Annotated in this window: 26 protein-coding genes; 13 read left to right on the top strand and 13 right to left on the bottom strand. The window is 67.7% G+C overall.

The genetic code is table 11. The features are described from left to right. Nucleotides 1–5: 5 nt before the first annotated feature. A complete protein-coding gene (locus tag ACLARN_RS18975; protein WP_409492748.1) occupies nucleotides 6–656 on the bottom strand; it encodes an O-methyltransferase in 651 nt (216 codons plus the stop codon). Between the two features lie 178 nt (nucleotides 657–834). Here ACLARN_RS18975 and sigE point away from each other — a divergent pair, with 178 nt between their 5' ends. Together sigE and ACLARN_RS18985 are read left to right on the top strand one after the other, a co-directional pair. Next, nucleotides 835–1,455, top strand: coding sequence for an RNA polymerase sigma factor SigE (gene sigE / locus ACLARN_RS18980; RefSeq protein ID WP_034313360.1), 621 nt, complete (start codon nucleotides 835–837; stop codon nucleotides 1,453–1,455). Continuing rightward, nucleotides 1,452–2,144: an anti-sigma factor family protein gene (locus ACLARN_RS18985; protein WP_409492749.1), complete on the top strand. Its 693-nt coding sequence runs from the start codon at nucleotides 1,452–1,454 to the stop codon at nucleotides 2,142–2,144. The genes sigE and ACLARN_RS18985 overlap by 4 nt, the downstream gene beginning before the upstream one ends. A gap of 9 nt (nucleotides 2,145–2,153) precedes the next feature. Here ACLARN_RS18985 and ACLARN_RS18990 read toward each other — a convergent pair whose 3' ends face one another. Then, entirely contained in the window at nucleotides 2,154–2,798 is a 645-nt protein-coding gene (locus tag ACLARN_RS18990) for a hypothetical protein (RefSeq protein ID WP_409492750.1), read from the bottom strand. 160 nt (nucleotides 2,799–2,958) lie between these two features. On the opposite strand from ACLARN_RS18990, the gene ACLARN_RS18995 reads away from it, so the two are divergent. Next, on the top strand, nucleotides 2,959–4,500 hold the full coding sequence (locus ACLARN_RS18995) for a S1C family serine protease (RefSeq protein WP_409492751.1): 1,542 nt from the start codon (nucleotides 2,959–2,961) through the stop codon (nucleotides 4,498–4,500). A gap of 55 nt (nucleotides 4,501–4,555) precedes the next feature. Beyond that, the gene (gene tatB / locus ACLARN_RS19000) at nucleotides 4,556–4,990 is read left to right on the top strand and encodes a Sec-independent protein translocase protein TatB (RefSeq protein WP_409492752.1); all 435 of its coding nucleotides are present in this window, start codon (nucleotides 4,556–4,558) and stop codon (nucleotides 4,988–4,990) included. Nucleotides 4,991–5,090: 100 nt separating this feature from the next. Here tatB and ACLARN_RS19005 read toward each other — a convergent pair whose 3' ends face one another. From ACLARN_RS19005 to ACLARN_RS19020, 4 genes are read right to left on the bottom strand one after another with little or no spacing between them, the layout of a single operon-like run. Beyond that, entirely contained in the window at nucleotides 5,091–6,236 is a 1,146-nt protein-coding gene (locus ACLARN_RS19005; protein WP_409492753.1) for an Mrp/NBP35 family ATP-binding protein, read from the bottom strand. 9 nt (nucleotides 6,237–6,245) lie between these two features. Beyond that, nucleotides 6,246–6,755 carry a DUF1003 domain-containing protein gene (locus tag ACLARN_RS19010; RefSeq protein WP_409492754.1) on the bottom strand — a complete coding sequence of 170 codons (510 nt, stop codon included), beginning with the start codon at nucleotides 6,753–6,755 and terminating at the stop codon, nucleotides 6,246–6,248. Beyond that, a complete protein-coding gene (locus tag ACLARN_RS19015) occupies nucleotides 6,748–8,055 on the bottom strand; it encodes a magnesium transporter MgtE N-terminal domain-containing protein (protein WP_409492755.1) in 1,308 nt (435 codons plus the stop codon). The genes ACLARN_RS19010 and ACLARN_RS19015 overlap by 8 nt, the downstream gene beginning before the upstream one ends. Before the next feature lie 44 nt (nucleotides 8,056–8,099). After that, entirely contained in the window at nucleotides 8,100–9,011 is a 912-nt protein-coding gene (locus ACLARN_RS19020) for an aminoglycoside phosphotransferase family protein (RefSeq protein WP_409492756.1), read from the bottom strand. Nucleotides 9,012–9,102: 91 nt separating this feature from the next. Here ACLARN_RS19020 and ACLARN_RS19025 point away from each other — a divergent pair, with 91 nt between their 5' ends. Then, entirely contained in the window at nucleotides 9,103–9,966 is an 864-nt protein-coding gene (locus ACLARN_RS19025; RefSeq protein ID WP_409492757.1) for a slipin family protein, read from the top strand. A gap of 116 nt (nucleotides 9,967–10,082) precedes the next feature. On the opposite strand, the gene ACLARN_RS19030 is transcribed toward ACLARN_RS19025, so the two are convergent. The 3 genes from ACLARN_RS19030 to ACLARN_RS19040 form a co-directional block, all read right to left on the bottom strand. Continuing rightward, the gene (locus tag ACLARN_RS19030) at nucleotides 10,083–10,517 is read right to left on the bottom strand and encodes a DUF4190 domain-containing protein (protein ID WP_409492758.1); all 435 of its coding nucleotides are present in this window, start codon (nucleotides 10,515–10,517) and stop codon (nucleotides 10,083–10,085) included. Nucleotides 10,518–10,768: 251 nt separating this feature from the next. Further along, nucleotides 10,769–11,146: a DUF4190 domain-containing protein gene (locus ACLARN_RS19035; RefSeq protein WP_409492759.1), complete on the bottom strand. Its 378-nt coding sequence runs from the start codon at nucleotides 11,144–11,146 to the stop codon at nucleotides 10,769–10,771. 32 nt (nucleotides 11,147–11,178) lie between these two features. Beyond that, on the bottom strand, nucleotides 11,179–11,496 hold the full coding sequence (locus tag ACLARN_RS19040; RefSeq protein WP_409492760.1) for a DUF4190 domain-containing protein: 318 nt from the start codon (nucleotides 11,494–11,496) through the stop codon (nucleotides 11,179–11,181). 158 nt (nucleotides 11,497–11,654) lie between these two features. Between ACLARN_RS19040 and ACLARN_RS19045 the strand changes: the two genes are divergently transcribed. The 6 genes from ACLARN_RS19045 (at nucleotide 11,655) to ACLARN_RS19070 (ending at nucleotide 17,957) form a co-directional block, all read left to right on the top strand. Further along, on the top strand, nucleotides 11,655–12,851 hold the full coding sequence (locus tag ACLARN_RS19045; protein WP_409492761.1) for an acyl-CoA dehydrogenase family protein: 1,197 nt from the start codon (nucleotides 11,655–11,657) through the stop codon (nucleotides 12,849–12,851). 60 nt (nucleotides 12,852–12,911) lie between these two features. Further along, entirely contained in the window at nucleotides 12,912–13,421 is a 510-nt protein-coding gene (locus tag ACLARN_RS19050; protein WP_409492762.1) for a general stress protein, read from the top strand. Between the two features lie 242 nt (nucleotides 13,422–13,663). Beyond that, nucleotides 13,664–14,986 carry an ABC transporter substrate-binding protein gene (locus ACLARN_RS19055; protein ID WP_409492763.1) on the top strand — a complete coding sequence of 441 codons (1,323 nt, stop codon included), beginning with the start codon at nucleotides 13,664–13,666 and terminating at the stop codon, nucleotides 14,984–14,986. After that, the gene (locus tag ACLARN_RS19060; RefSeq protein WP_409492764.1) at nucleotides 14,983–15,933 is read left to right on the top strand and encodes a carbohydrate ABC transporter permease; all 951 of its coding nucleotides are present in this window, start codon (nucleotides 14,983–14,985) and stop codon (nucleotides 15,931–15,933) included. Before ACLARN_RS19055 ends, ACLARN_RS19060 begins: the two co-directional genes overlap by 4 nt. Continuing rightward, nucleotides 15,933–16,775, top strand: a complete 843-nt coding sequence (locus ACLARN_RS19065) for a carbohydrate ABC transporter permease (protein WP_409492765.1) — start codon at nucleotides 15,933–15,935, stop codon at nucleotides 16,773–16,775. Before ACLARN_RS19060 ends, ACLARN_RS19065 begins: the two co-directional genes overlap by 1 nt. A gap of 3 nt (nucleotides 16,776–16,778) precedes the next feature. After that, nucleotides 16,779–17,957: an ABC transporter ATP-binding protein gene (locus ACLARN_RS19070; protein ID WP_409492766.1), complete on the top strand. Its 1,179-nt coding sequence runs from the start codon at nucleotides 16,779–16,781 to the stop codon at nucleotides 17,955–17,957. A 24-nt stretch (nucleotides 17,958–17,981) separates the two neighbouring features. Here ACLARN_RS19070 and ACLARN_RS19075 read toward each other — a convergent pair whose 3' ends face one another. After that, nucleotides 17,982–18,182 carry a PspC domain-containing protein gene (locus ACLARN_RS19075; protein ID WP_409492767.1) on the bottom strand — a complete coding sequence of 67 codons (201 nt, stop codon included), beginning with the start codon at nucleotides 18,180–18,182 and terminating at the stop codon, nucleotides 17,982–17,984. Between the two features lie 200 nt (nucleotides 18,183–18,382). On the opposite strand from ACLARN_RS19075, the gene ACLARN_RS19080 reads away from it, so the two are divergent. Further along, nucleotides 18,383–19,309 carry a hypothetical protein gene (locus ACLARN_RS19080; protein ID WP_409492768.1) on the top strand — a complete coding sequence of 309 codons (927 nt, stop codon included), beginning with the start codon at nucleotides 18,383–18,385 and terminating at the stop codon, nucleotides 19,307–19,309. Between the two features lie 328 nt (nucleotides 19,310–19,637). Here the strand turns inward: ACLARN_RS19080 and ACLARN_RS19085 are convergent, their stop codons facing one another. Then, nucleotides 19,638–20,315: a TetR/AcrR family transcriptional regulator gene (locus ACLARN_RS19085; RefSeq protein ID WP_409492769.1), complete on the bottom strand. Its 678-nt coding sequence runs from the start codon at nucleotides 20,313–20,315 to the stop codon at nucleotides 19,638–19,640. Nucleotides 20,316–20,436: 121 nt separating this feature from the next. On the opposite strand from ACLARN_RS19085, the gene ACLARN_RS19090 reads away from it, so the two are divergent. After that, the gene (locus ACLARN_RS19090) at nucleotides 20,437–21,951 is read left to right on the top strand and encodes an MFS transporter (protein WP_409492770.1); all 1,515 of its coding nucleotides are present in this window, start codon (nucleotides 20,437–20,439) and stop codon (nucleotides 21,949–21,951) included. Between the two features lie 74 nt (nucleotides 21,952–22,025). Here the strand turns inward: ACLARN_RS19090 and ACLARN_RS19095 are convergent, their stop codons facing one another. Both ACLARN_RS19095 and ACLARN_RS19100 read right to left on the bottom strand, forming a co-directional pair. After that, a complete protein-coding gene (locus tag ACLARN_RS19095) occupies nucleotides 22,026–22,865 on the bottom strand; it encodes a chromosome partitioning protein ParB (RefSeq protein WP_409492771.1) in 840 nt (279 codons plus the stop codon). Then, the gene (locus ACLARN_RS19100; protein ID WP_409492772.1) at nucleotides 22,862–23,512 is read right to left on the bottom strand and encodes a metallophosphoesterase; all 651 of its coding nucleotides are present in this window, start codon (nucleotides 23,510–23,512) and stop codon (nucleotides 22,862–22,864) included. Before ACLARN_RS19100 ends, ACLARN_RS19095 begins: the two co-directional genes overlap by 4 nt. Nucleotides 23,513–23,572: the final 60 nt, after the last annotated feature.

A 23,572-nucleotide genomic window follows, 5' to 3' on the forward strand; every position in this document is an offset into this window, starting at 1 on the left:
CCTTGCTACGCGATGGCGGCGACCAGCAGGCCGCCGCCCACCGGCAACAGCGCCGGGACCAGCCGGTCGTCCTCCCGGAAGGCCCGCGCGACCTCGCGCAGCGCGAGGGTGTCCGGATCGCGCCGTGAGGGATCCGTCACCCTGGCACCCGAGACGTTGTGGAACGCCAGTATCCCGCCGGGCCGCAACAGCGCGACGGCCTTCTCATAGCAACTCGGGTACTCGATCGGCGCCGAATCGACGAACACCAGGTCGTAACCGCCGGGGGTGAGCCGGGGCAGAACGTCGAGCGCGCGGCCCATGATCAGCCGGGTCCGCCCCGGCGGATAACCCGCCTCACGGAAGGCCGCCCGCGCCGCCCGGTGGTACTCGGGTTCGATGTCGATCGAGGTCAGGATCCCGTCGTCGACCATGCCTCTGAGCAGGCACAACCCGCTCACTCCCGCTCCGGTCCCGACCTCGACGACGGCCTTCGCGCGCAGCGTCGTCGCCAGGAAACGCAGGGTCGCGCCGGCACCCGCGCTCAGCGGACCGCACCCCAGGTCGGCCGACCGCGCCCGCGCGGTGGCCAGTACCTCGTCGTCGGGGAGGTACCCGTCGACGAGGTCGGCGTCGGCGGCCTCGGCTGGCGAGCCCGCATGCGTCCCGGAATTCACACGCGGAGGTTAGCGCTGCCTGTGGACAAAACAGCGAAGACTCCCTGGTACCGACTTCTCAGCCTCTTCTCAGTCCAGTCTCACTAGAAACATAAGCAGGCCGGACAGACTGGGTCTCGACAACGGGAACACCGTGCACATCGCCCGCGTTGGGTGGAGTAGTTGGGAGAAGACGCTGATGGAGGTGCCTACTTCCCCGATGCAGGAAACGATGCAGGACCAGCACGCGGACCAGGTCACGCCGGTGACCGTGGACGAGGCCGCATGGACGCCGCCGTCGTGGGACGAGGTCGTGCGCGAACACGCCGACCGCGTGTACCGGCTGGCGTACCGCCTGACCGGTAACGCCCACGACGCCGAGGATCTGACGCAGGAGACCTTCATCCGGGTCTTCCGCTCCCTCGCGTCCTACAAGCCCGGCACGTTCGAGGGCTGGTTGCACCGCATCACCACGAACCTCTTCCTCGACATGGCCCGCCGCCGCTCACGCGTGCGGATGGAAGGCCTCCCCGAGGACACCGACCGCATCGTCGGTGACGACCCGAGCCCCGAGCAGGTCTACTCGGACACCCATCTCGACCCGGATCTGCAAGCCGCGCTCGACGAGTTGCCGCCCGAGTTCCGCGCCGCGGTCGTGCTGTGCGACGTCGAAGGCCTCTCGTACGAGGAGATCGGCGCCACCCTCGGTGTCAAGCTCGGCACCGTGCGCAGCCGGATCCACCGCGGCCGCCAGGCGCTTCGAGCTTCTTTGGAGCGTCGTCGCGCCGCGGCGCAGGAGTCTGCGAAGGTGGGGGTATGACCGCACCGCGAGGCTGGGGACTCCCCGAGTCGCATCTGCTTCCGGACGCCATCGTCGCCTTCGTGGACGGCGAGCTGAGTCTCGGCGCCCAGGACAGGGCATCGGCGCATATCGCCCGCTGCCAGTCGTGCGCGGCCGAGGTCACGGCGCAGCGCCAGGCCGTCACCGCCGTGAAGCAGGCAGGCGCCCCGTCGATGTCGGCGGGTTTCCTGGCCAGCCTGTGCTCCATCCCGCAGAACACCGAACTCCCCAGCGCGCCGGACAACCTGGCGATGACAGCCGACGGTCAGCTGGTGGCCATCCAGCGGCCCGACAGGGTCGCCGGCCTTCGTGACGCCGGAGTGCTGGGCGGCGGGGTGTTGGGCGGTACAGCGCCGTTGGGATCATCCGCGCCACTGGGCCAGTCCCCGAACGTCCTCGGCGGCGGGAAGTTCGGCCTCGCCCGCCGGAAGTACGCGCAGGGCGCCGGAGTCGTCGTTTCGGGTCTGGTGCTGAGCGCCCTGGCCCTGGTCGCGACCTCGGGTGACGGCGTGGAAGACCAGCCGAGCCCCGCTTTCGTACCTCCGCAGGGCGTCAACGCCGGTCTGCTGCCCGCGCAGCTGGGCGGCGGCGCCAAACCGGAACCGCCGCGCAGCCCCGCGCCGAGCCCGAGCACGTCGACAGCGCCCATGCCCGTGTCGGCCCGCTGATCCGCTTCGTCAGGGTTTGACGAAGCAGATCGTCGCGCTCTTGAAGTTCGAAGTCCCGTAGCTGGCGTAGGAGATGACCTCCGCCGTGCCCTCGGCACACGGGCTGTTCACGATGCTCATCTTCGGGAAGACCTCGCTGATCCGCAGCCGCGCCGAGCCGCAGTCCTTCAGCGGCGGCGGGGTCTTCGAGCCGATGTCGTCGAAACACAGCCCGACCTTGGCGTTGATCGCGAGGCACAGGGCGACGCCGTCCCCGCGCGCCGGCCTCGGGACGGAGTACTTGTAGAAGCCCTCTTTGCAGTCCCAATCGCCCTTGTCGACGCCGGTGAGGCTCACCGCGTACGGCGTTTGAGGCGAGTCGCACGGCGTCTTGACCGCGTCGGCCTCCTTGCCGGAGCCGGTCAGCACGACGCAGTCGCCCTCGGTCAGCATCTTCGCCTGCTTCTCCGGCCCGGCGGCCGCCTTCAGCACGAAGAGCAGGCCGAGTCCGCCGCCGACCACCACGAGCGCGGCGACGAGCAGCAGCACTTTCACCTTGGTGGACAGGCCCTTCTTCTTGGGTGGTTGCTGCGGCCAGCCTTGCTGCTGGGGCCACTGCTGGTGTTGCTGCCACTGCTGTTGAGGTGGGAAGTGTCCCCCGTGATTCTCCGACATGGTCGTTAGACTGCCAGAAGTGAGACATGGTTGCCTCAAGTGTCACATTTCTTGTCGTTCCGGGGAATCAACGCGCACTTCACCGTGGTCACGGCAGAATCCAGGTCGAGGCCTGGCGTACTCTCGCGTCCGGCCAACCTGATCTCAGCCCCGGGGAATGATGACCGAGCAGCCGAACGCGAATCCGCAGCAGCCTGGTGACCCGGCGGGGGATCGGCTGGCGCCGCGCCCGCTGGCCCGGCCCGCCGTCGATCCGGCTCAGGCGGCCACGTTCGGCAGGCCGCGTGGCGTCGACGGCGCCTTCGACAAGCTCTACCAGCCCGGCACGAACGGGCAGGCCATGCCGGGTGTGAACCTGGCACCGCCGACGCCGGAATCGCTCGCCGAGGCCTTCCGCCGCCCGCCGGGCGCCGAAGGTGTCGTGCTGGAGCGGCCGCACGGGTCCAACGGCTCCGAAGCGTCCGAAAACGGCGTGGAGGGCCCGCTCTGGACCACGACCTCGGATCCGTGGCGTGACCCCTCCTCCGGCGCGGTGCTCGCCGGGCCCGCCGTGCAGGCGGAGTCAGAACCGGACAAGGACGCGAAGCGCCCGCAAGGCGCGCTGCTGAGCCTCCCGGAAGTCCTCTTCGGGCGGCGCGTGCAGACGAAGGCGCTGGCGATGCTCGCCGCCGTCGCGCTGGTCGTCGGCGCCGCGGGCGGGCTGATCGGCTGGTGGTTCGCCGACACCGGCACCGAACTGACCGGGCAGGCCAGCATCTCCGAGGCCGACGCGGCCAAGGAGCGTCCGGCGGGTTCGATCGCCGACATCGCCCACCGCGTGGCGCCCGCGGTCGTCTCGCTCGAGGTGTTCAAGCCCGGCGCCGATGCCGGTCAGCAGGGCTCCGGCGTCGTCATCGACAACCAGGGCTACGTGCTCACCAACGAGCACGTGATCTCCGCCGCGACGGCCGACTCGGCCACCAAGGTCACCGCCGTGTTCTTCGACGGAAAGCGCGTCGAGGCGAAGGTCGTCGGCGCCGACGCCAAGACCGACCTGGCCGTGGTCAAGGTCGACGTCAAGAACCTGACCGCGCTACAGGTCGGGAAGTCGTCCGACCTGGCCGTCGGCGACTCGGTGATCGCCGTCGGCTCGCCGCTGGCCTTGCAGAACTCGGTCACCGCAGGCATCGTGAGCGCGCTCAACCGCCCGGTGACCGCGGGCGGCGACGGCGGCAGCGCGCCGGTGATCTACGAGGCCATCCAGACCGACGCCGCGATCAACCACGGCAACTCGGGCGGCGCGCTCGTCGACGCGACCGGTGCGCTGGTCGGGATCAACTCGGCGATCCGCTCGTCCAGTGCCGAGGGCGGCAGCATCGGCATCGGGTTCGCCATCCCGAGCGACTACGCGGTGAAGATCGCGAAAACACTGATCAAGGACGGAAAGGTCGTCCACCCCGACATCGGCATCAACGCTTCGTCGACCGTCGCGGGCTCCAGCACCATGGGCGCACAGGTCCGCAATGTCGCCCCTGGTGGCCCGGCCGCGTCGGCCGGGATCAAGGAAGGCGACGTCATCACCGAGGTCGGCGGGCGGCTCGTGCGCGACTCGGCGGAGCTGCTCGTCGCGGTCCGCGCCCGCGAAGTCGGCGAGATGGTCCCAGTCCGGCTTGTCCGGGATGGGTCTTCGCTTGTGGTGGACGTGAAACTGGCCTCGGACTAGCCGGTCGGGCCGGGTACCCTGAACGGGGAAGACGCCGAGGCGGAGGTTCACACGGGTGTTCGAAAGTGTCGGCTGGGGCGAGATCCTCATCATCATCGTCGCGGGTCTGTTCATTCTCGGTCCGGAACGGCTCCCGGAAGCTGCGGCGTGGATGGCGAAGAGCGTCCGCAAGGTCCGCGAGTTCGCGACCGGGGCCAAGACGCAACTGCGCGAAGAGATGGGCCCGGAGTTCGATCAGCTGCGCAAGCCGCTGGAGGACCTGCGAGGCCTGCGCAACTTCGACCCGAAGCGGGTCGTCACCCAGCACCTGTTCGACGGTGACTCGGATCCGCTGGGGCTCAAGGACGCCAACGGCACCAATGGCTCCAATGGCGCCACGAACGGCGCTTCGAGTGGTGCGGCCAAGCCCAACGGCTATCCGGCGACCGCCGCGCAGCCCGAGCCGCTGAAGCCGGGCGAGCGCCCGCCGGTCGACCCCGACGCCACCTGACCTCACGGCCCCAAGCTGCAATGAAGGGGCCTTTCATAGCAAATTTTGCTATGAAAGGCCCCTTCATTGCACGCGAGGGGTGCTTCGGCGAGGCCTGAGGTCAGCGGCCTGCGGGGGTCACGTTCAACATCATCCCGGCCAGCCCGCGCGCCCGGACGGTCAGCTTCTTCGCCGCCTCCTTGAGCACGAGCGACGCCGGCGCGTCCGGCTCCGCCAGCACGATCGGCTTGCCCGCGTCGCCGAGGGTGACCAGACGCGGGTCCATCGGGATCTGCCCCAGCAGCGGCACGGGGGAGCCGACCGACTTCGACAGCGAGTCGGCGACGGACTGCCCGCCGCCGGACCCGAAGATCTCCATCCGGCCGCCGTCGGGCGTCTCCAGCCACGACATGTTCTCGATGACCCCGGCGATCCGCTGCCGCGTCTGCAACGCGATCGCGCCCGCGCGCTCGGCGACCTCGGCGGCCGCCTGCTGCGGGGTGGTGACGACCAGGATCTCCGCGTTCGGGATCAGCTGCGCCACCGAGATCGCGATGTCGCCGGTGCCCGGCGGGAGGTCCAGCAGCAGGATGTCGAGGTCGCCCCAGAACACGTCGGCCAGGAACTGCTGCAACGCGCGGTGCAGCATCGGCCCGCGCCACACGACGGGTTCGTTGCCCGGGGTGAACATGCCGATCGAGATGACCTTCACGCCGTGCGCCTGCGGCGGCATGATCATGGTGTCGACCTTGGTCGGCTTCTCCCGCGCGCCGAGCATCCGCGGCACCGAGTGCCCGTAGATGTCCGCGTCGACCACGCCGACGGAAAGCCCGCGTTCGGCCATCGCGGCCGCGAGGTTCACCGTCACCGAGGACTTGCCGACCCCGCCCTTGCCGGACGCGACGCAGTAGACCCGCGTCAGCGAACCCGGCTGCGCGAACGGGATCACCGGTTCCGCGGCGTCACCGCGCAGCGATTTTCGCAGTGCCGTGCGTTGCTCGTCGTTCATCACGTCGAGCTCGACCCGGACGTCGTTGACGCCGGGGAGCTTCGCGACGGCGTCGGTGGTGTCCTTGGTCAGCGTCGCCTTCAACGGGCAGCCGGCGACCGTCAGGTAGATCCCGACGGTGACCACACCGTCCGAGCCCACCTCCACGCCCTTGACCATGCCGAGGTCGGTGATCGGTTTCTTGATCTCCGGGTCGTACACGGCCTTCAGCGCGGTGCGGACGTCGTCGACGCTGGGGAGTTGCTGCGTACTGGTCACACGTCCATGTTACGTACCGGTAGCCGTGCGGTCGGGTTTGCCCTTGCGCGGCTTGGCATCAAGATCCTCACGGAGGCGGTCGAGTTCGCCACGGAGGAAGTCACGGGTGGCGACCTCGCCGACCGCGATCCGCAGTGACGCCAGCTCCCGCGCGAGGTATTCGGTGTCCGCCTTGGTCTGCTCGGCCCGATTCCGGTCTTCCTCCAGCGAGACGCGGTCACGGTCGTCCTGGCGGTTCTGTGCCAGCAGGATGAGCGGCGCGGCGTACGCGGCCTGCGTCGAGAACGCCAGGTTCAGCAGGATGAACGGATACGGGTCCCAGCGCAGCGAGACCGCCACCAGGTTCAGCACGATCCAGACGATGACGGTCAGGGTCTGCCAGAACAGGTATTTGCCGGTACCGAGGAACCGCGCGACCCGTTCGGTGAGCCTGCCGAACGTGTCCGGATCCATGTTCAGCCTGAACCGGCCTTGGCCGCGGGGCTGGTCCAGCCGCCGCCCGGACGTCAGTTCAGGCACGGTCGTCCTCCTCGATCTCTTCATTGATCTCGCCGGTGGTGTCGTGCAGCCCGGTCTCGCGCCAGTCCTCCGGCAGCAGGTGGTCGAGCACGTCGTCGACGGTGACCGCGCCCAGCAGGTGGTCCTCGGCGTCGACCACCGGCCCGCAGGTGAGGTTGTAGGCGGCGAAGTAGCGGGTGACCTCGGACAACGTGGCGTCGGGCCGCAACGCCGGCAGCTGCGTGTCGACGGCGCTCGCGACCATCTCCGCGGGGGGTTCGCGCAGCAGCCGCTGGAAATGGACGACGCCGACGAAACGCCCCGTCGGCGTCTCGGTGGGCGGGCGGCAGACGAACACCATGCTCGCCAGTGCCACCGGCAGGTCGGCGTTGCGGATATGCGCGAGTGCCTCCGCGACAGTGCCGTCCGGGGTCAGGACGACCGGTTCGGGCGTCATCAACCCGCCCGCGGTGTCGGAGGAGTACTTCAGCAGGCGCTTCACCGGCGCCGACTCCTCGGGTTCCATCAGTTCCAGGAACCGGTTCTGTTCGGCGGGTGCCAGTTCGGCCAGCAGGTCGGCGGCGTCGTCGGGGTTCATCGTTTCGAGGATGTCGGCGGCCCGTTCCTCGGCGAGGTAGGACAACAGTTCCTTCTGGTCGTCCTCGGGAAGCTCCTCGATGACGTCGGCGAGGTGCTCGTCGTCCATCGCGTCGGCGACCTCGTGCCGTCGTTTCAACGGCAGGTCCCGGACCGTGGCTGCGACGTCCGCCGGGCGCATGGTGTCGAACAGCATCAGCAGCTGCGCCGCGCCCTGAGTCTGGCCGGTCAGGTCGGTGAGCCCGAGCCCGGACACCTCCGACCACGGCAGCACCTGCATCGGCGCGCGCCGCCTGCCGAGGCCGAGCCTGCTCGACCGCTCGCGGATCGCGAGTTTCGCGAGCACCCAGTCCCGGGTCCGCGTCGGCTCCATGGCGGCGTCGACCACGGTGACACGGGTGTCCGAGCCTGTGAGCGTGGCGTACGCGTCGAACAGCTGCCCGACCACCAGCACCTCGTTGGGCCGCTGGTGGAACCGCCGCATGTTGACCGAACCGGTGGCGAGCGTGATGGCGGTGGGCTCGATCGAGGTCACGCGCAACATCGGCACGAACACGCGGCGCCTCGTCGTCAGCTCGACGACGATGCCCAGGATCCGCGGTGGTTGCTGGTCGAGCCGGAGACCCGCCACCAGGTCCCGCACCTTGCCGATCGATTCGCCGTCGGGTCCGAAAACCGGCAAACCGGCCAACTGAGCTGCGAATACCCTGTTCACGGGTGCCATGCCCGAAGGTTATCGGCTTCCGGGCCTGGAGACGATTCGTGTGATCACCGCAATGCCCACGCGGCGATTTCGGGGACAGCTGCGTAGGCCGGGTCTTCGGCGAGGGTCGTGGGCTCGGCACCCTCGGCGAGGTCTTCGTGGAGCCAAATCCAGTTCTCCACCGCGCGCACGAGCGTCCACGCCCGCGTGCGCTCGACGTCCACACCGGCAGCGGCGGTGAACCACGCGATCTTTTCGTCCATTGTGGACTCGGCCGCCCGGTTCCAGAGGATCGAGATCGCGCCGAACTCGAGGTCACCCGAAAGTGGCTTCGGATCGATCACCAGCCACGGTTCGCGTTCCCCGGCGAGGACGTTCTCGAAGTGCAGATCCTCGTTCACCATCAGCTCACCGGCCTCCGGCCCGAGGTTCACGCAGATCTCGACCGCCGCGTCGATGTACTTCCGGTCGAACGGTTCGCCGAGTTCGCTCCACGTCTTCGGAAGTTCGGTGACCAGCTCCTCGGCTTCCTCGCGAAGGGAACGTTGCAGCGCTTCGGGAGCCGGGACGGCCAGTCGCCGGGCCATCACGCCGATGGTCTCGATCGCTTCCTGGATCGGCTCGGTTTCGAGCGATCGAGTGGAGTCGAGCCGCTCCAGGAGCAGCACGCCGTCCTCGGGCACGTTGTCGTACATCAGCACCGCGCCCTGACCGGCCCAAGTGGACAGTGCGAGCGGCTCGTCGACCGATTCCTCGTGCGGCCAGCCGAGTTTCAGGATCGCGGGGGAGCCATCGGCCCGGCGGACGGGCTGGGCGACGCCGGCGAAACCGTGCATCGCCTCGCCGTCGTAACCGAGGTCCCACTTGGCCGTGTACTTCGCGGCGAGAAAGGGGAGGGAATCGAGCCATTCGGCGGCTCCAGGGCCGAGTCCGGCGGCGCGGTCGAGGAATTTGGGCGGGATCTTGAAACCGGTCACGATCCCACCTTGGCAGGCGTGTCCACCGTGTTTCGCCCGTGACCCGTCAGGCGTACCGTGAGCAGGGAGAACACAACCCCGGGGAGTAGCCATGGTGGTGGAGATTCTCGGTACGATCGCCGTCGCGGGCGGCGCTTGGCTCGCGACCAGTCTGCGCGTGGTGAAACAGTACGAACGCGGTCTGATCTTCCGGTTCGGCCGGGTGCGCGTGAACCCCCGGCAGCCGGGGCTCGCGATGCTGGTGCCCTTCGTGGACCGGATGCAGAAGGTCAACATGCAGATCATCACGATGCCGATCCCCGCGCAGGACGGCATCACCCGCGACAACGTCAGCGTGCGGGTCGACGCGGTCGTGTACTTCAAGGTGATCGACCCGGTACTGGCCGCGGTGAACGTGCAGGACTACCGCTCGGCCGTCGGGCAGGTCGCGCAGACGTCGCTGCGGTCCATCATCGGCAAGAGCGAACTGGACGACCTGCTGTCCAACCGCGAACGGCTCAACGAGGGCCTGGAGCTGATGATCGACAGCCCGGCGCTGGACTGGGGCATCCACATCGACCGTGTCGAGATCAAGGACGTCGCGCTGCCGGAATCGATGAAACGCTCGATGTCACGCCAGGCCGAAGCCGAACGCGAGCGGCGCGCGCGGGTCATCTCGGCCGACGGTGAATTGCAGGCGTCGCACAAACTTTCGCAGGCGGCCGCGACCATGGCCGACACCCCGGCGGCGATGCAGCTGCGGCTGCTGGAGACCGTCGTGCAGGTCTCGGCGGAGAAGAACTCGACGCTGGTCCTGCCGTTCCCGGTGGAACTGCTGCGCTTCCTGGACGCGAACACCCCGAAGCGGGAAGCTTCTCCCTCGCCTTCCCCGGAGGAGGCCAATGGACAAGTGGCGCCTGCGCCTCGCGAATCGGACGACGCGGCTCCAGGGCTCATGAGTGGTAAGGACGGTTAGAGCCAACCCAGTGGCCGTGTCGCGAAAGCCACTTTCGGGACATCAGACGTCGCGAAAGTGGCTTTCGCGACACCCGGTAGGGCGCCCGCGCCTCGCCAACCGGACGACGAGGCCCTTTAGTCCAGTTCGCCGTTGACACCCAAAACGATCAAAGTCCCGAAGAAACCGACGTACAGCGCGAGCACGATGTAACCGATGATCACCGCCGCGAGCGCCATGCTTCGCCCGCCGGCCTCACCGCGGTTCGCCTTGGCGAGCCCGATGTGCCCCAGGATCAGCCCGACGATCACGGTCACGCACGAGCAGATCCCGATGAGCGAGCACACCAGTCCGGCGATCGCCATCCCGTTGTCCTGCGGACGCTGCGGTGCCGTCGCGGCGTACGGGTTGTACGGCTGCGGCGGGTACACGAGCGGCATGGGCGCGGACGGGTACACCGGAAGGACCGAAGGGTCCGGAGTCGCGAAGGTGGTCTCGGGCTGCGGGACGGGCTCGGCGGTCAGCGGGTCGATGGCCTGCGCGTACGGCTCCACGGGAGCGGGAGGATCCACCGGAGCAGCGGAACCAGGAGGCTCGAACGGAGCCGGTGGCTCGAAAGGCGGAGGCGGTGTGAAGGGCTCGGGAGGCTGGAACTGCTGCGGTTCCGCCGGCGACGGGCTCGCCACCGTTTCGGACGAGGACGCGGACGTCGGGTCCGAAAAGGTGTTCGAGTCGGTGTAGGACGGCGTGTCCTGCGGGTCGGAACTGTTCATCCGGTCGGCCCCCTGGTTCGTGCGGGACACCACCGTATCCTCCGAACGGGTCACGAGACTCCCGCGGCACCGATCGCGAACACCACGAACACGAACCACAGGATGACCGGGATCAGCCACAGCCCGGTGACGACGTACCCGACGATCATTCCGGCCTGCGCCATGCCCTTGCCGCCCGCTTCGCCGCGCTTGGCCTTCGAGAGCGCGATGTGCCCGAAGATGATCCCCAGTATCGCCGGGAAGCAGATGATCAGCCCGATCAGCGAGCACACCAGCGACGCCACCGCCATGCCCTGGTCCGGCGGCCGCACGTAGGTCTGCTGGACGTAGAAGTGCTGCGGTGGCTGGTACGGCTGGAGGCCGTAGGGCTGTTCGAACTGCCCGGAAGGCTGCTGCTGTCGCCCGTACGGGTCGTGCGGATTCGTCATGATGGTCCCCTCGTCGGCACCGGACGGTATCGCTAGCGGAAAGCCCCGTGTTTCGCGGCGACGTTCAGGAGGACCGGAATCGCGATGGCGTAGAGGATGATCATCAGATAGCCGACGATGAAAGCGGCCAGCGCCATGCCCTTGCCGCCGGCTTCGCCGCGCCGGGCCTTCGCGAAGGCGACGTGGCCCAGGACGATCCCCGGGATCACGGACACCAGTCCGATCAGCCCGAAGAGTGAAAAGATCAGGGCGGCGACCGCCAGGCCGGAGTCCTTGCTCTGTGCCGGTGGCTGGTTCGGGAAGCCGTACTGCTGATGCGGTGGGAATCCACCAAAGGGCTGCAGAGCCACGTTCGTCCCCCTCGGACTGTGATCGGCTTGTCACTGTAGTGCCATGGTCACGGATGGCGTACGCGTGACTGCGCTCATAGCGAGGTCCCCGGTCAAGCGTCATACTCACCGGTAACCCAGCGCCGGGAGCCCGGTGCGCGCGAATTTAGGGAGCAGCGATGGCTCGCCTCGCCCAGACCGCCGGCTTGACCGACGTGCAGTCCGAAATCCTGGCCACGGTCCGCCAGTTCGTGGACAAGGAGGTCATCCCGCGCGCGCAGGAGCTCGAGCACTCCGACACCTATCCCACCGACATCGTCGAGGGGATGAAGGAGATGGGTCTGTTCGGGCTCACCATCCCGGAGGAGTACGGCGGCCTCGGTGAATCGCTGCTGACCTACGCGCTCGTGGTCGAGGAGATCGCGCGCGGCTGGATGAGCGTCTCCGGCGTCATCAACACGCACTTCATCGTGGCGCACATGATCTCCCGTCACGGGACGCCGGAGCAGAAGCAGCACTTCCTGCCGCGGATGGCGACCGGTGAGGTCCGCGGTTCGTTCTCGATGTCCGAGCCGGACCTCGGTTCCGACGTCGCCGCGATCAAGACCCGCGCCCGCCGGACCGACGACGGTTACGTCATCGACGGCTCGAAGATGTGGCTCACCAACGGCGGCAGCTCCAACCTGATCGCGTTGCTCGTCAAGACCGACGAGGGCGCCGAGAAGGCCCACCAGAACCTGACCACGTTCCTGGTCGAGAAGCCCGAGGGCTTCGGCGAGGTCGCTCCCGGCCTCACCATCCCCGGCAAGATCGACAAGATGGGTTACAAGGGCGTCGACACCACCGAAGCCGTTTTCGACGGCTACAAGATCGGTGCCGACAAGGTCCTCGGCGGGGCGCCGGGCAAGGGCTTCGCGTACATGATGGACGGTGTCGAGGTCGGCCGCGTCAACGTCGCCGCGCGTGCCTGCGGCATCGCGATCCGCGCGTTCGAACTGGCCGTGGAGTACGCCCAGCAGCGCAAGACCTTCGGCAAGGCGATCGCCGAGCACCAGGCGGTGGCGTTCAAACTCGCCGAGATGGCCACCAAGGTCGAAGCCGCGCACCTGATGATGGTCAACGCCGCCCGCCTCAAGGATTCCGGCGAGCGCAACGACGTCGAGGCCGGGATGGCGAAGCTGATCGCGAGCGAGTACTGCGCCGAGGTCACCCAGGACTCGTTCCGCATCCACGGCGGTTACGGCTACTCGAAGGAGTACGAGATCGAGCGTCTGATGCGCGAGGCGCCGTTCCTGCTCATCGGCGAGGGCACCAGCGAGATCCAGAAGACCATCATCAGCCGCGGCCTGCTCCGCGAGTACAAGTCCCGCTCCTGAACGTTCGCGCCTTTCGCCCGTCCTTGAGAAGATGGACCAGGACGGGCGAGAGGTGATTACGTGAGTGCTCCCTTTGGCGGAGGCGGACGTGCCGCAGGCGGGCTGCCCCGCCTGCCGACGCCGCCTTCCGGATGGCCGATCGGCTCCTACGCGACGTACGGCGAAGCGCAGCACGCCGTCGGCTTCCTCGCGGAGAAGGAGTTCGGGGTCGCCGACGTGACCATCGTCGGCGTCGACCTGATGCTCGTCGAACGCGTCGTCGGCCGGTTGAGCTGGGGCCGCGTGCTGGGCACCGGTGCCGTGTCGGGCGCGTGGTTCGGCCTGATCATCGGCCTGTTGCTGGGGATGTTCAACAACCAGGGCTTCGCGTGGCAGCCCATGATCGGCGGGCTCGTGCTCGGCATTCTGGCGTGGACGGTCTTCGCGGCGATCAGTTACAGCATGTCCCGCCGCGACTTCTCCTCCGCGAGCCAGCTGGTCGCCGGTCGCTACGACGTGCTCTGCCAGCCGCGTTCGGCCGAGCAGGGCCGTGAGCTCCTCGCCCAGCTCGCGATGCGCTCGCCGGGGTGACGCCGGGACCGCCACTGACATTCGGCGGTACTGGTTCACCTGTTCGTCGTGCGATCCGCTGAATCGTTACCGATACTGCTTGCGGGCGTAGATCGCCCGGAATAGGTTGCACAACACCAGTCGGGCGGTCACGTACTCCAGCGTGTCCGCCCGAGCACTAGCACGTCGGGGTGCTGGCGCGCGGCTTCTTCAACGCGTCCTAGCGCCGCCGCATCCCGGGTGTGCGCGGGTGAGGAGGCCTCATGGGGAAGAGGATGAGCGCGAGCCGGAGGGGTCGCTCACCAGGCCGCACCGGCTCGCTACTCGGCGCGACAGCGCTGACGGTCGGCCTGCTGGCCGGTTGCGGATCGGATGCCGGACTCAAGATCAACGTCTACTACGCGCCAGAAGACAACTTCCAGTCCGTTGTGGACGAATGCACCAAGGCCTCGGACGGGCGGTACGAGGTCGTCTACAACAAGCTCCCGCGTCCGGCCGACGGCCAGCGGGAACAGATGGTCCGCCGGCTGGCCGCCGGGGACGATTCGCTCGACGTACTGGGGTTGGACGTCACGTGGGTTTCCGAGTTCGCCGAGGCGGGCTGGGCCGACGAATGGACCGGCGAGGCGAAGGCCGAAGCGACCGCCGGTGTCCTGCCGGGACCGCTCGAAACCGCCACGTGGAACGGAAAGCTCTACGCGGCGACCAAGAACACCAACGTTCAGCTGCTCTGGTACGACGACAGGCTGACGCCGACGCCGCCGAAGACCTGGGACGAGATGATCCAGCAGGCCCAGGCGCTCAAGGCACAGGGCAAACCGGCGAACGTCGTGTTCACCGGCGCGCAGTACGAGGGCCTCGTCGTCATCTACAACACGCTCGTCGAGTCGGCGGGCGGCAAGATCCTCTCCGACGACGGTAAATCGGTCGTGATGGACGCGGGCGCGATCAAGGCGCTGGAGATGCTCAAGAAGGTCACCACGGCCGGGATCACCGACCCGTCGCTGACCAACTCGAAGGAGGACGAGGTCCGCCAGTCCTTCCAGCGCGGCAACGCCGCCTTCGAATTGAACTGGCCGTTCGTCTACGCCTCCTACGCCAAGGAGAAGAAGGACGAACTCCAGCACTTCAAGTGGACCACCTATCCGGAGTTCGAAGCGGGCAAGCCCGCCAAGACCACGATCGGTGGCTACAACCTGGCCGTCAGCTCGACGTCGAAGCACAAGGCCGAGGCCTACGAGGTCGCGCTGTGCCTGCGCAACGAGAAGAACCAGAAGTTCTCCGCGCTCAAGGACGGTGTCCCACCGACGCTCGAATCGCTCTACACCGACACGGTCCCGCTCGATCCGACGGCCGCCGTCGGCGACGACAACCCGAGCATGGACACGAAATACCCGATGCGGGAAACGATCCTGGACGCACTCAAGAACGCCGCGGTGCGCCCGCTGACCCCGGCGTACCAGAACGCTTCGACCGTGTTGTCGAAGGTGCTTTCCCCGCCTTCTGAAATCGATCCGCAGAAGACGGCTGACAAGCTGCGGGAGCAGCTCGCCGACGCGCTCCAGTCGAAGGGAGTGATCCCGTGACCGTGCAGGAAACCGCCGGTTCGGCGACCAAGAGCGCGCCGGGCAAGAAGGCGAAACCCGTTCTCAGTGAAGGAAAGAAGGCCGAGCGCAGGCTCGGGCTCTGGCTGTGCGCCCCGGCGGCGTTCGTGATGATCGCCGTCACCGGGTATCCGATCATCTACTCGATCTGGCTGTCCCTGCAGCGTTACGACCTCAGGTTCCCCGCGCAGCAGGAATTCGTCGGTCTCGACAACTACATCGCGGTGCTGTCCAACGGTTATTGGTGGACGGCGTTCGGGACGACGATGGGCTTGACCATCGTTTCGGTGGTGATCGAGTTCGTCCTCGGCATGGGCCTGGCGCTGATCATGCACCGGACGCTCGTCGGACGGGGCCTCGTGCGGACGGTCGCCCTGATCCCGTACGGCATCGTGACGGTGGTCGCGGCGTTCTCCTGGTACTACGCCTGGACACCGGACACCGGGTATCTGGCCAACCTGTTCTTCCCGGACACCGCGCCGCTGACCGAGTACTGGCCCTCGCTGGCGATCATCGTGCTGGCCGAGGTGTGGAAGACGACGCCGTTCATGGCGCTGCTGCTGATGGCGGGGCTGGCGCTGGTGCCGGATGACCTGCTCAAGGCCGCGTCGATGGACGGCGCGACCGCGTGGCAGCGGTTCACCAAGGTGATGCTGCCGGTGATGAAGCCGGCGATCCTGGTGGCGCTGCTGTTCCGCACTTTGGACGCGTTCCGCATCTTCGACAACATCTTCGTGCTCACCAACGGTGCACAGGACACGTCGTCGGTGTCGATGCAGACCTACAACAACCTGGTCAAGGGGTTGAACCTCGGGATCGGCTCGACGATGGCGGTGCTGATCTTCATCACGGTGGCGATCATCGCGTTCATCTTCATCAAGGTGTTCGGCACGGCCGCACCTGGTAGTGACAACGGGGGGAAGCGCTGATGGTGATGGGTGGAGCGGTCACTCCCGGCCGCAAACTCAAATGGGGTTTGGTCGACCTCCTGGTCCTGGTGTTCGCGCTGTTCCCGGTGCTGTGGGTGGTGTCCCTTTCGTTCAAGACCAAGGAGACCTTGGACGACGGGTACTTCTTCCCGCAGGAATGGACGTGGCAGAACTACGCGGACATCTTCGAGACGACGGAGTTCATCCGGGCCTTGGTGAACTCGATCGGGATCGCGATCATCGCGACGGTGATCGCGGTCGTCCTCGGCACGATGGCGGCGTACGCGATCGCGCGGCTGGACTTCCCCGGTAAGCAGCTGCTCGTCGGGATGTCGCTGCTGATCGCGATGTTCCCGCAGGTGTCGCTGGTGACGCCGCTGTTCAACATCGAACGTGAGCTGGGGTTGTTCGACACCTGGCCGGGGCTGATCCTGCCGTACATCACGTTCGCGCTGCCGCTGTCGATCTACACGCTTTCCGCGTTCTTCCGGGAAATCCCGTGGGAGCTGGAAAAAGCGGCGAAGATGGACGGCGCGACGCCGGCACAGGCGTTCCGGAAGGTGATCGCGCCACTGGCCGCACCAGGGGTGTTCACCACCGCGATCCTGGTGTTCATCTTCTGCTGGAACGACTTCCTGTTCGCGATCTCGCTGACCTCGACCGAGGCCTCGCGGACGGTCCCGGCGGCGTTGTCGTTCTTCACCGGGTCCTCGCAGTTCGAAGACCCCACCGGGACGATCTCCGCGGCCGCCGTGGTGATCACCGTCCCGATCATCCTGTTCGTATTGCTATTCCAGCGTCGCATCGTGGCGGGGCTGACGTCCGGTGCGGTGAAGGGCTGACCCATGGCTGAAATTGTTCTCGAGAAGGTGTCCAAGAAGTACCCCGACGGCGCCCTCGCGGTGTCCGAAGTGGACATCACGATCGCCGACGGTGAGTTCATCATCCTGGTCGGCCCGTCCGGCTGCGGCAAGTCCACGACACTGAACATGGTCGCCGGCCTGGAGGACATCTCCTCCGGCGAACTGCGCATCGACGGCAAGCGCGTCAACGAAAAGGCGCCGAAGGACCGCGACATCGCGATGGTGTTCCAGTCCTACGCGCTGTATCCGCACATGAGCGTGCGGGAGAACATGGCGTTCCCGTTGCGGCTGGCCAAGGTCGACGACAAGACCGTGCGCGCGAAGGTCGAAGAGGCAGCGAACATCCTCGACCTGACCGGGCATCTCGACCGCAAACCGGCGAACCTCTCCGGCGGGCAGCGGCAGCGGGTCGCGATGGGACGCGCGATCGTCCGCAACCCCAAGGCGTTCCTGATGGACGAGCCACTGTCCAATCTGGACGCCAAGCTGCGCGGTCAGATGCGGACCTCGGTGTCGAAGATCCAGAAGCAGCTGGGCACGACGACGCTCTACGTCACGCACGACCAGACCGAGGCGATGACCCTCGGCGACCGGGTCGTCGTGCTCCGGGCGGGCTACGTGCAGCAGATCGGGTCGCCGCAGTTCCTCTACGACAACCCGGCGAACCTGTTCGTGGCCGGGTTCATCGGCAGCCCGTCGATGAACTTCGTCTCGGCGACGCTGGAAAACGGTGTCGCGCGCAGCGCACTGGGCGAGATCCCGCTCACCGACCGGGTCCGGCGGCTGGTCGAGGCCGCCGACGCGCCTCGCGAGGTCATCGTCGGCATCCGGCCGGAGCACTTCGAGGACGCCGCACTGGTGGACGCGTCCGCCCGCGAGGGCGCGACGTTCACCGCCCACGTGGACGTCCTCGAGTCGATGGGTTCGGAGAAGTTCGCGCACTTCTCGGTCGAGGGTGAGGCCGCGTCGTCGTCGGACCTCGCGGATCTCGCCGCCGACAGCGGATCCTCGGACGTTCCCGGCTCCGAGTCGCAGATCGTGGCCCGCCTCTCGGCGGCGTCCGCGGCGGCGGAGAACCAAAACGTCGAGCTGTGGTTCGACGCCGACAAGATCAAGCTGTTCGACGGGGCCAGCGGAAAGAACCTGACCTACACCGACTAGCTCGCCGGTTCGTCCTGCCCGGGGTCAGTACTGGCTCTCGGGCAGGGCGAGCCACAGCACGATGTAGACGATGAACTGCGGGCCGGGCAGCAGGCAGGAGAGCACGGCGAGCAGGCGGACCTTGCCCGGCGTGGTGCCGAAGCGTTTGGCGATCCCGGCGCAGACGCCGCCGATCATGCGGCCCTGGCGCGGTCGGGTCAGGCGGGCGGCTACGGGGTTGGTCACGGGTTCTTCCCTCTCGGTCGTCGCTGTGTGTGAAACCCATTCTCGTCGCGCGGCGCCGCCGCCGCATCCCACCGCGGGACGAAACGCACCCCTAAGGGCGTGAAATCGCGGTAAAGCACCCACCTGGGAAAACGCCGAAGACCCTGTGTTCTTCGCCCGTAGGGGGTGGTGTTCCCGGTTCTTTTGACGATACTGCTCCGGTGCCCTCGAAGAGACTGATCGTGGTCCTCTGTGGCCTGTTCCTGGCCGCGGCCTGTGCCACTCCGGAACCGGCGGTGACGCCGTCGCCGACCATGGCTCGTGACGAGGCCCTGACCGCCGCCGAGGCGCTCGGGGACTACTCGTCGCTCGATTACTGCAGCCTGGTCGACCAGGCGAAAGTGATCGGCGGGGGAAACGCGGTCAAACCACCCTTGTCCTCTTTCGAGTTCTGCCGTCTCGAATTCGTCGAGGGCGCCAATCGCTACACCGTGACCACCGGTCCGATCACTTCCGGGCAGGATCCGAACAATCAGCCCTACGAATTCGGCGGATCGCTGCCGGAGGGTGTCAGCGTCCAGCAGTCGACGTTCAACGAGGACACCACCTGCACGCGGCTGCTGACCTTCGCCGACGGGATCCGGCTGTCCATCGTCGTCACCTCCGACAACGAGAACCCGGCCGACCAGGCCGATCGCTGCCGGATCGCGGACGCGACGGTCGGCAGCGCGGCGGGGGTGATCGCCGCGCAGAAGGTCGGCCGGCTGAACTTCGACCAGCGGTCCTGGGGCCGTGTCGCCCCCTGTGCCCTGCTCGACCAGCACGAACTCGACGCCGCCGCCGGGGCGGAGACCAAACCGGCCCCGGCGCTGTCCGGGCACAACTGCATCCGCGGCAAGGTCAGCGTCTCGCTGTCGGTCGGGGTGGACACCACGCCGGGCGCGACGGAGGCGCTGGGCGGGCGGCAGGTCCAGGTCACCACGTCGGGCGCGTTCTGCCAGGTGACCACGCACCGGCCGATCCCGGGCACGCCGGAACGGGTCGAGCAGGCGCTGCTCTCGGTGGTCGGCGTCGACGGTGCGCCGGAGGACGCCACGTGCGCCGCGGCGCGGGAAGTCGCCGTGGCCGTTTTCCCGAAGCTCCCCTGACCGCAATTCGTCCCCTAGTTGCGGTCCTTGCCCGCGCAACTACCGCAACTAGAGGACTACTTGCGTGGCCCTCGCTCCGCGCCGCGTGACTGAGCGGAGAACTCACGTGACTGAGCGGAGAACTCACGTGACTGAGCGGAGATCTGCCCGCGGCCGGATCTCGCCGCGAGTTCTCCGCCCAATCACGCGAGTTCGCCGTCTAATCACGTGAGTTCCGCCTTCAAGCACGCGAGTTCGCCGTCTGGACACGCGAGTTCGCCGCCCAATCACGCGAGTTCGCCGTTGGAGGCGGGGTGGGGCCGCAAGTAGGTGACTAATTGCGAGTGAGTCAGCGCAGCTTGGGCAGTCGGAAGGAGCACATCGCCTCGTCGAGCGCCTCGAAGTCCAGCGGCGGGTGCGGCAGCGGGGTGGCGCGGCCGGGTTCGGCGCGCAGGCCGTCCAGCAACAGCGCGAGGCACCGGCGCCACAGGTCCGGCTGGATACCGTGCGTGAACTCGATGACCGAGCCGATCATCTGGTGCAGCAGCGGCATGTCCGTCGGAACGACGTCCGCGCGGAGGACGCCCGCCGACTGGGCCCGCTCGACGAGCTGTGTGATCAACGGCACCATGTGTGCTTTCGCCTCGGCGACACGCTCGTGGCCGAAGACGTTCGACAGCATGACCTCACGTAACCCGCGGTCACCGGCGTGCAGTTCGGCCGCGCGCCAAGTGAAGCTAGTGAAGCCTTCCCAAGGGTCTTCGGCGCGAAGCGCCTCTTCGGCGAACTCGCGGATCGTCTCGAACTGGTCGACGAACATCGCCTCGACCAGGTGTTCCTTACTGGGGAAGCGTCGATAGACGGTGCCGACGCCGACGCCGGCGCGATGCGCGACGTCGTCGAGTGTCGCTTCGAGCCCGCGCTCGCCGAAGACATCGCGTGCCGCCGCGATGATGCGCTGCCGATTGAGTTCAGCGTCGCGCCGCAGCGGTCGCGCCGGTGCGGCGGGAGCGAGGTCCCGAGCCATTCGTCCAGCTTAACAAATGAAGTAGAGGACGCTTCTCCGCTTTTCGGGTACCTTGGCGACGAAAGGGGAGATACCTACTCCACATAGCTTCTCCGTCACTATCGGTGAGGAAACCGCCCGTATGCCTGAGTCATCCACCGCTGTCGTCACGCCGCCGGGGGACGCGGCCGCGCAGCACACCAATCCGCACCACGCCAGGAGATGGCTGATCCTGGTGATGATCGGTCTCGCCCAGCTGATGGTGGTGCTCGACGCCACCGTCGTGAACATCGCGCTCCCGTCGGCGCAGCAGGACCTCGGCTTCTCGAACGACGCCCGCCAGTGGGTCGTCACCGCCTACGCGCTCGCGTTCGGCAGCCTGCTCCTGCTGGGCGGGCGGCTCGCGGACCTCTTCGGCCGCAAACGCGCGTTCCTCGTCGGGCTCGCCGGTTTCGCCGTCGTGTCCGCGATCGGCGGCGCCGCCACCAGCATCGAAATGCTGCTCGTCGCCCGTGCCGCACAGGGCGTCTTCGGCGCGCTTCTCGCTCCGGCCGCCCTTTCGCTGCTGACCACGACCTTCACCGACCCGAAGGAACGCGGCAAGGCCTTCGGTGTCTTCGGCGCGATCGCCGGTGCCGGCGCGGCGATCGGCCTGCTGCTCGGTGGCGTGCTGACCGAGTACCTCGACTGGCGCTGGTCGATGTACGTCAACATCGTCTTCGCGGTGATCGCGTTCGCCGGCGCGCTCGTGCTGCTGAAGAACTCCGAGACCGAAGGCCCGCGCCCGAAGCTCGACATCCCGGGCACGATCACCGCGTCGGCCGGGTTCTTCGCGCTGGTCTACGGCTTCGCGAACGCCGAGCGTGACTCGTGGTCCGCGATCTCGGTGTGGGGTTTCCTCGCCGCCGGTGTCGTGCTGCTCGTGGCGTTCGTCGCGATCCAGCAACGGGCCGAACACCCGCTCCTGCCGCTGCGCGTCCTGCTCGACCGCGACCGCGGCGGTTCGTACCTCGCGATGTTCCTGCTCGCCATCGGGATGTTCTCGATCTTCCTGTTCCTCACCTTCTACATCCAGCTGAACCTCGGGTTCACGCCGGTGCAGAGCGGGGTCGCGTTCCTGCCGATGGTCGCCACCCTGATGGCCAGCGCGACGTCGGCGACGGCCGTGCTGCTGCCGAAGTTCGGTGCGAAACCGTTGGTGTCACTGGGAATGCTGATCGCCGGAGTGGGCCTGTTCTGGCTCTCGGCGATCGACACCACCAGCACCTACGCCAGCGGGGTGCTGTTCCCGCTGATGATCATGGGCGTCGGTATCGGCCTCGCCATGGCGCCCGCGATGAGCGTCGCGACCTTCGGCGTCGACACGCACGACGCCGGTGTCGCGTCGGCCGCGGTCAACACCGCGCAGCAGGTCGGTGGCTCGATCGGGACCGCGCTGCTGAGCACGCTGGCCGGGAACGCGGCGACGTCGTTCGCCGTCGGGAAGACGCCTTCGCCGCAACTCGCGGCCGAAGCGGCTGTGCACAGCTACACGACCGCCTTCGTGTGGGGCGGGTGGATCTTCGTCGCGGGTGCGGTGATCTGCGGGCTGCTGCTGCGGTCGGGTGCTCCGGCGAAGGCCGCCTCTTCAGACGCTCCGGTCGCCGTACACATGTAGTTCGGCTGTTATGAACGGACCTTTCATAACAGAATTTGTTATGAAAGGTCCGTTCATAACACGCGGGGGAGGCGTCACCGGGACTGTGAGCGCACGGCTTCGAAGACCTCGTCGTCCCACCGGTGCGTCCGGATCAGCCGGTACCGTTCGCAAGCCACCCACAGATACGCCTCGGCATCGGTGCGGTCGCCGATCAGATCCGCCTGCCGCAGCATCGCCACCACCGGGACGAACTCCTCGTCGAACCACCGCTGCGCCAGTGTCGCGCGGTCCGAGTAGTGCCCTTCGTCCTGCATCAGCCGGAAACCCCAGGCCTCCACATGCTCACCGAGCCGCGCGTAGTCCCACGGATCCGTGAACACCACCGAAGCCCGCGACTGCCCGGAAAGCGGGACTCGCTCCAGGAACAGCCGCCGGTAGTCCTTGACGATCAGGTCGCCGCGGTACCGGATGCCGCTCGGGTCCAGTTTGGTCCGTACCTCGGTGACCATCGCCTCTATTGTGGACAGTCCCATCGCGTGCGCCACCGAAACGCGGTGGTGCCCGTCGATGATGAAATGCAGTTCGCCGACGCGGTACACCTCGATCGGCGGAATCGACTCGCCGCGCCTGGTCGCGAGTGCCAGCCGTTCCCAGCGTTCGCGGACGCGGCCGGACGTCGGGCGGAAGCGGCGGTCGAAGTCGCGGCCGCGGTCGACGCTGCCGACGATCGAATCGAGCCGGATCACCCGCGCCCCGATCTTCCGTTCGCCGAGGTAGCCGAGCGCGTCGACCACCTCGTGGAACGGCAGCATGATGTTGACGTCGTCGGGTTCGCCCCGCAGCCAGTTCGCCAGCCGCGACAGCACCTGACGCCGCCGTGCGCGGAGGAAGTCGTGTTCCGCGTCAGCCCTGGGAAATCCGGTGTCCTTCATAGCGCGAACTCCATGATCCGGTGCCCGACCACGTTGCGTACCGTGGTTCCGCCGACCACCCGGTCCGGCACGGGTTCACCGTGCGGGTGGATATGCCCGTGCAGCAACCATTTCGGCCGCAACGACTCGATCGTGCGATGGAGACAGTCGAACCCGCGGTGCGGCGGGTCCTCGCGGTCGCCGCAGTGCCGCGGCGGCGCGTGGGTGAGCAGGACGTCGACGCCCCGCCCGTCCCGCCATCGGCGGAACCGCGCCCGGCGCACGAGCCGCCGCGCACGCCGCGCCTGCTGGCGTTGCGTCCACTGGTTCGGGCCGTCGTTGTAGCGAACCGAGCCGCCGAGCCCGGCGAACCGGAGCCCGCCGACGTCGACGATCCGGCCGTCCGCGTTCACCCCGCCAGCCGGGCCCGGCCACACCGCCGGGAAACCGTCCTTCATGGACAGTCCGCCGTAGCGCGTGTAGCCGGACAGGTCGGGATCGTGGTTGCCAGGCACGAACACGCACGGCACGTCGAGCGCGCCTGCCAGGAACTCGAGGTAGTCGTACGGCAGGTCACCGGCGCCGATGACGAGGTCGGCCCGGTGGTTGTGGACAGCGGACGTCCACAACCGCTCCTCGACCTCGTCCGCGACTACCAGCGCCTTCATGCGCTCCAGCGTAATGCCGGACGCGCTACTTGGGGCCGTGCGCGAACGCGGGGTCCTTGG

The organism is Amycolatopsis sp. cmx-11-12 (genome assembly GCF_046269425.1).
Lineage (GTDB): Bacteria > Actinomycetota > Actinomycetes > Mycobacteriales > Pseudonocardiaceae > Amycolatopsis.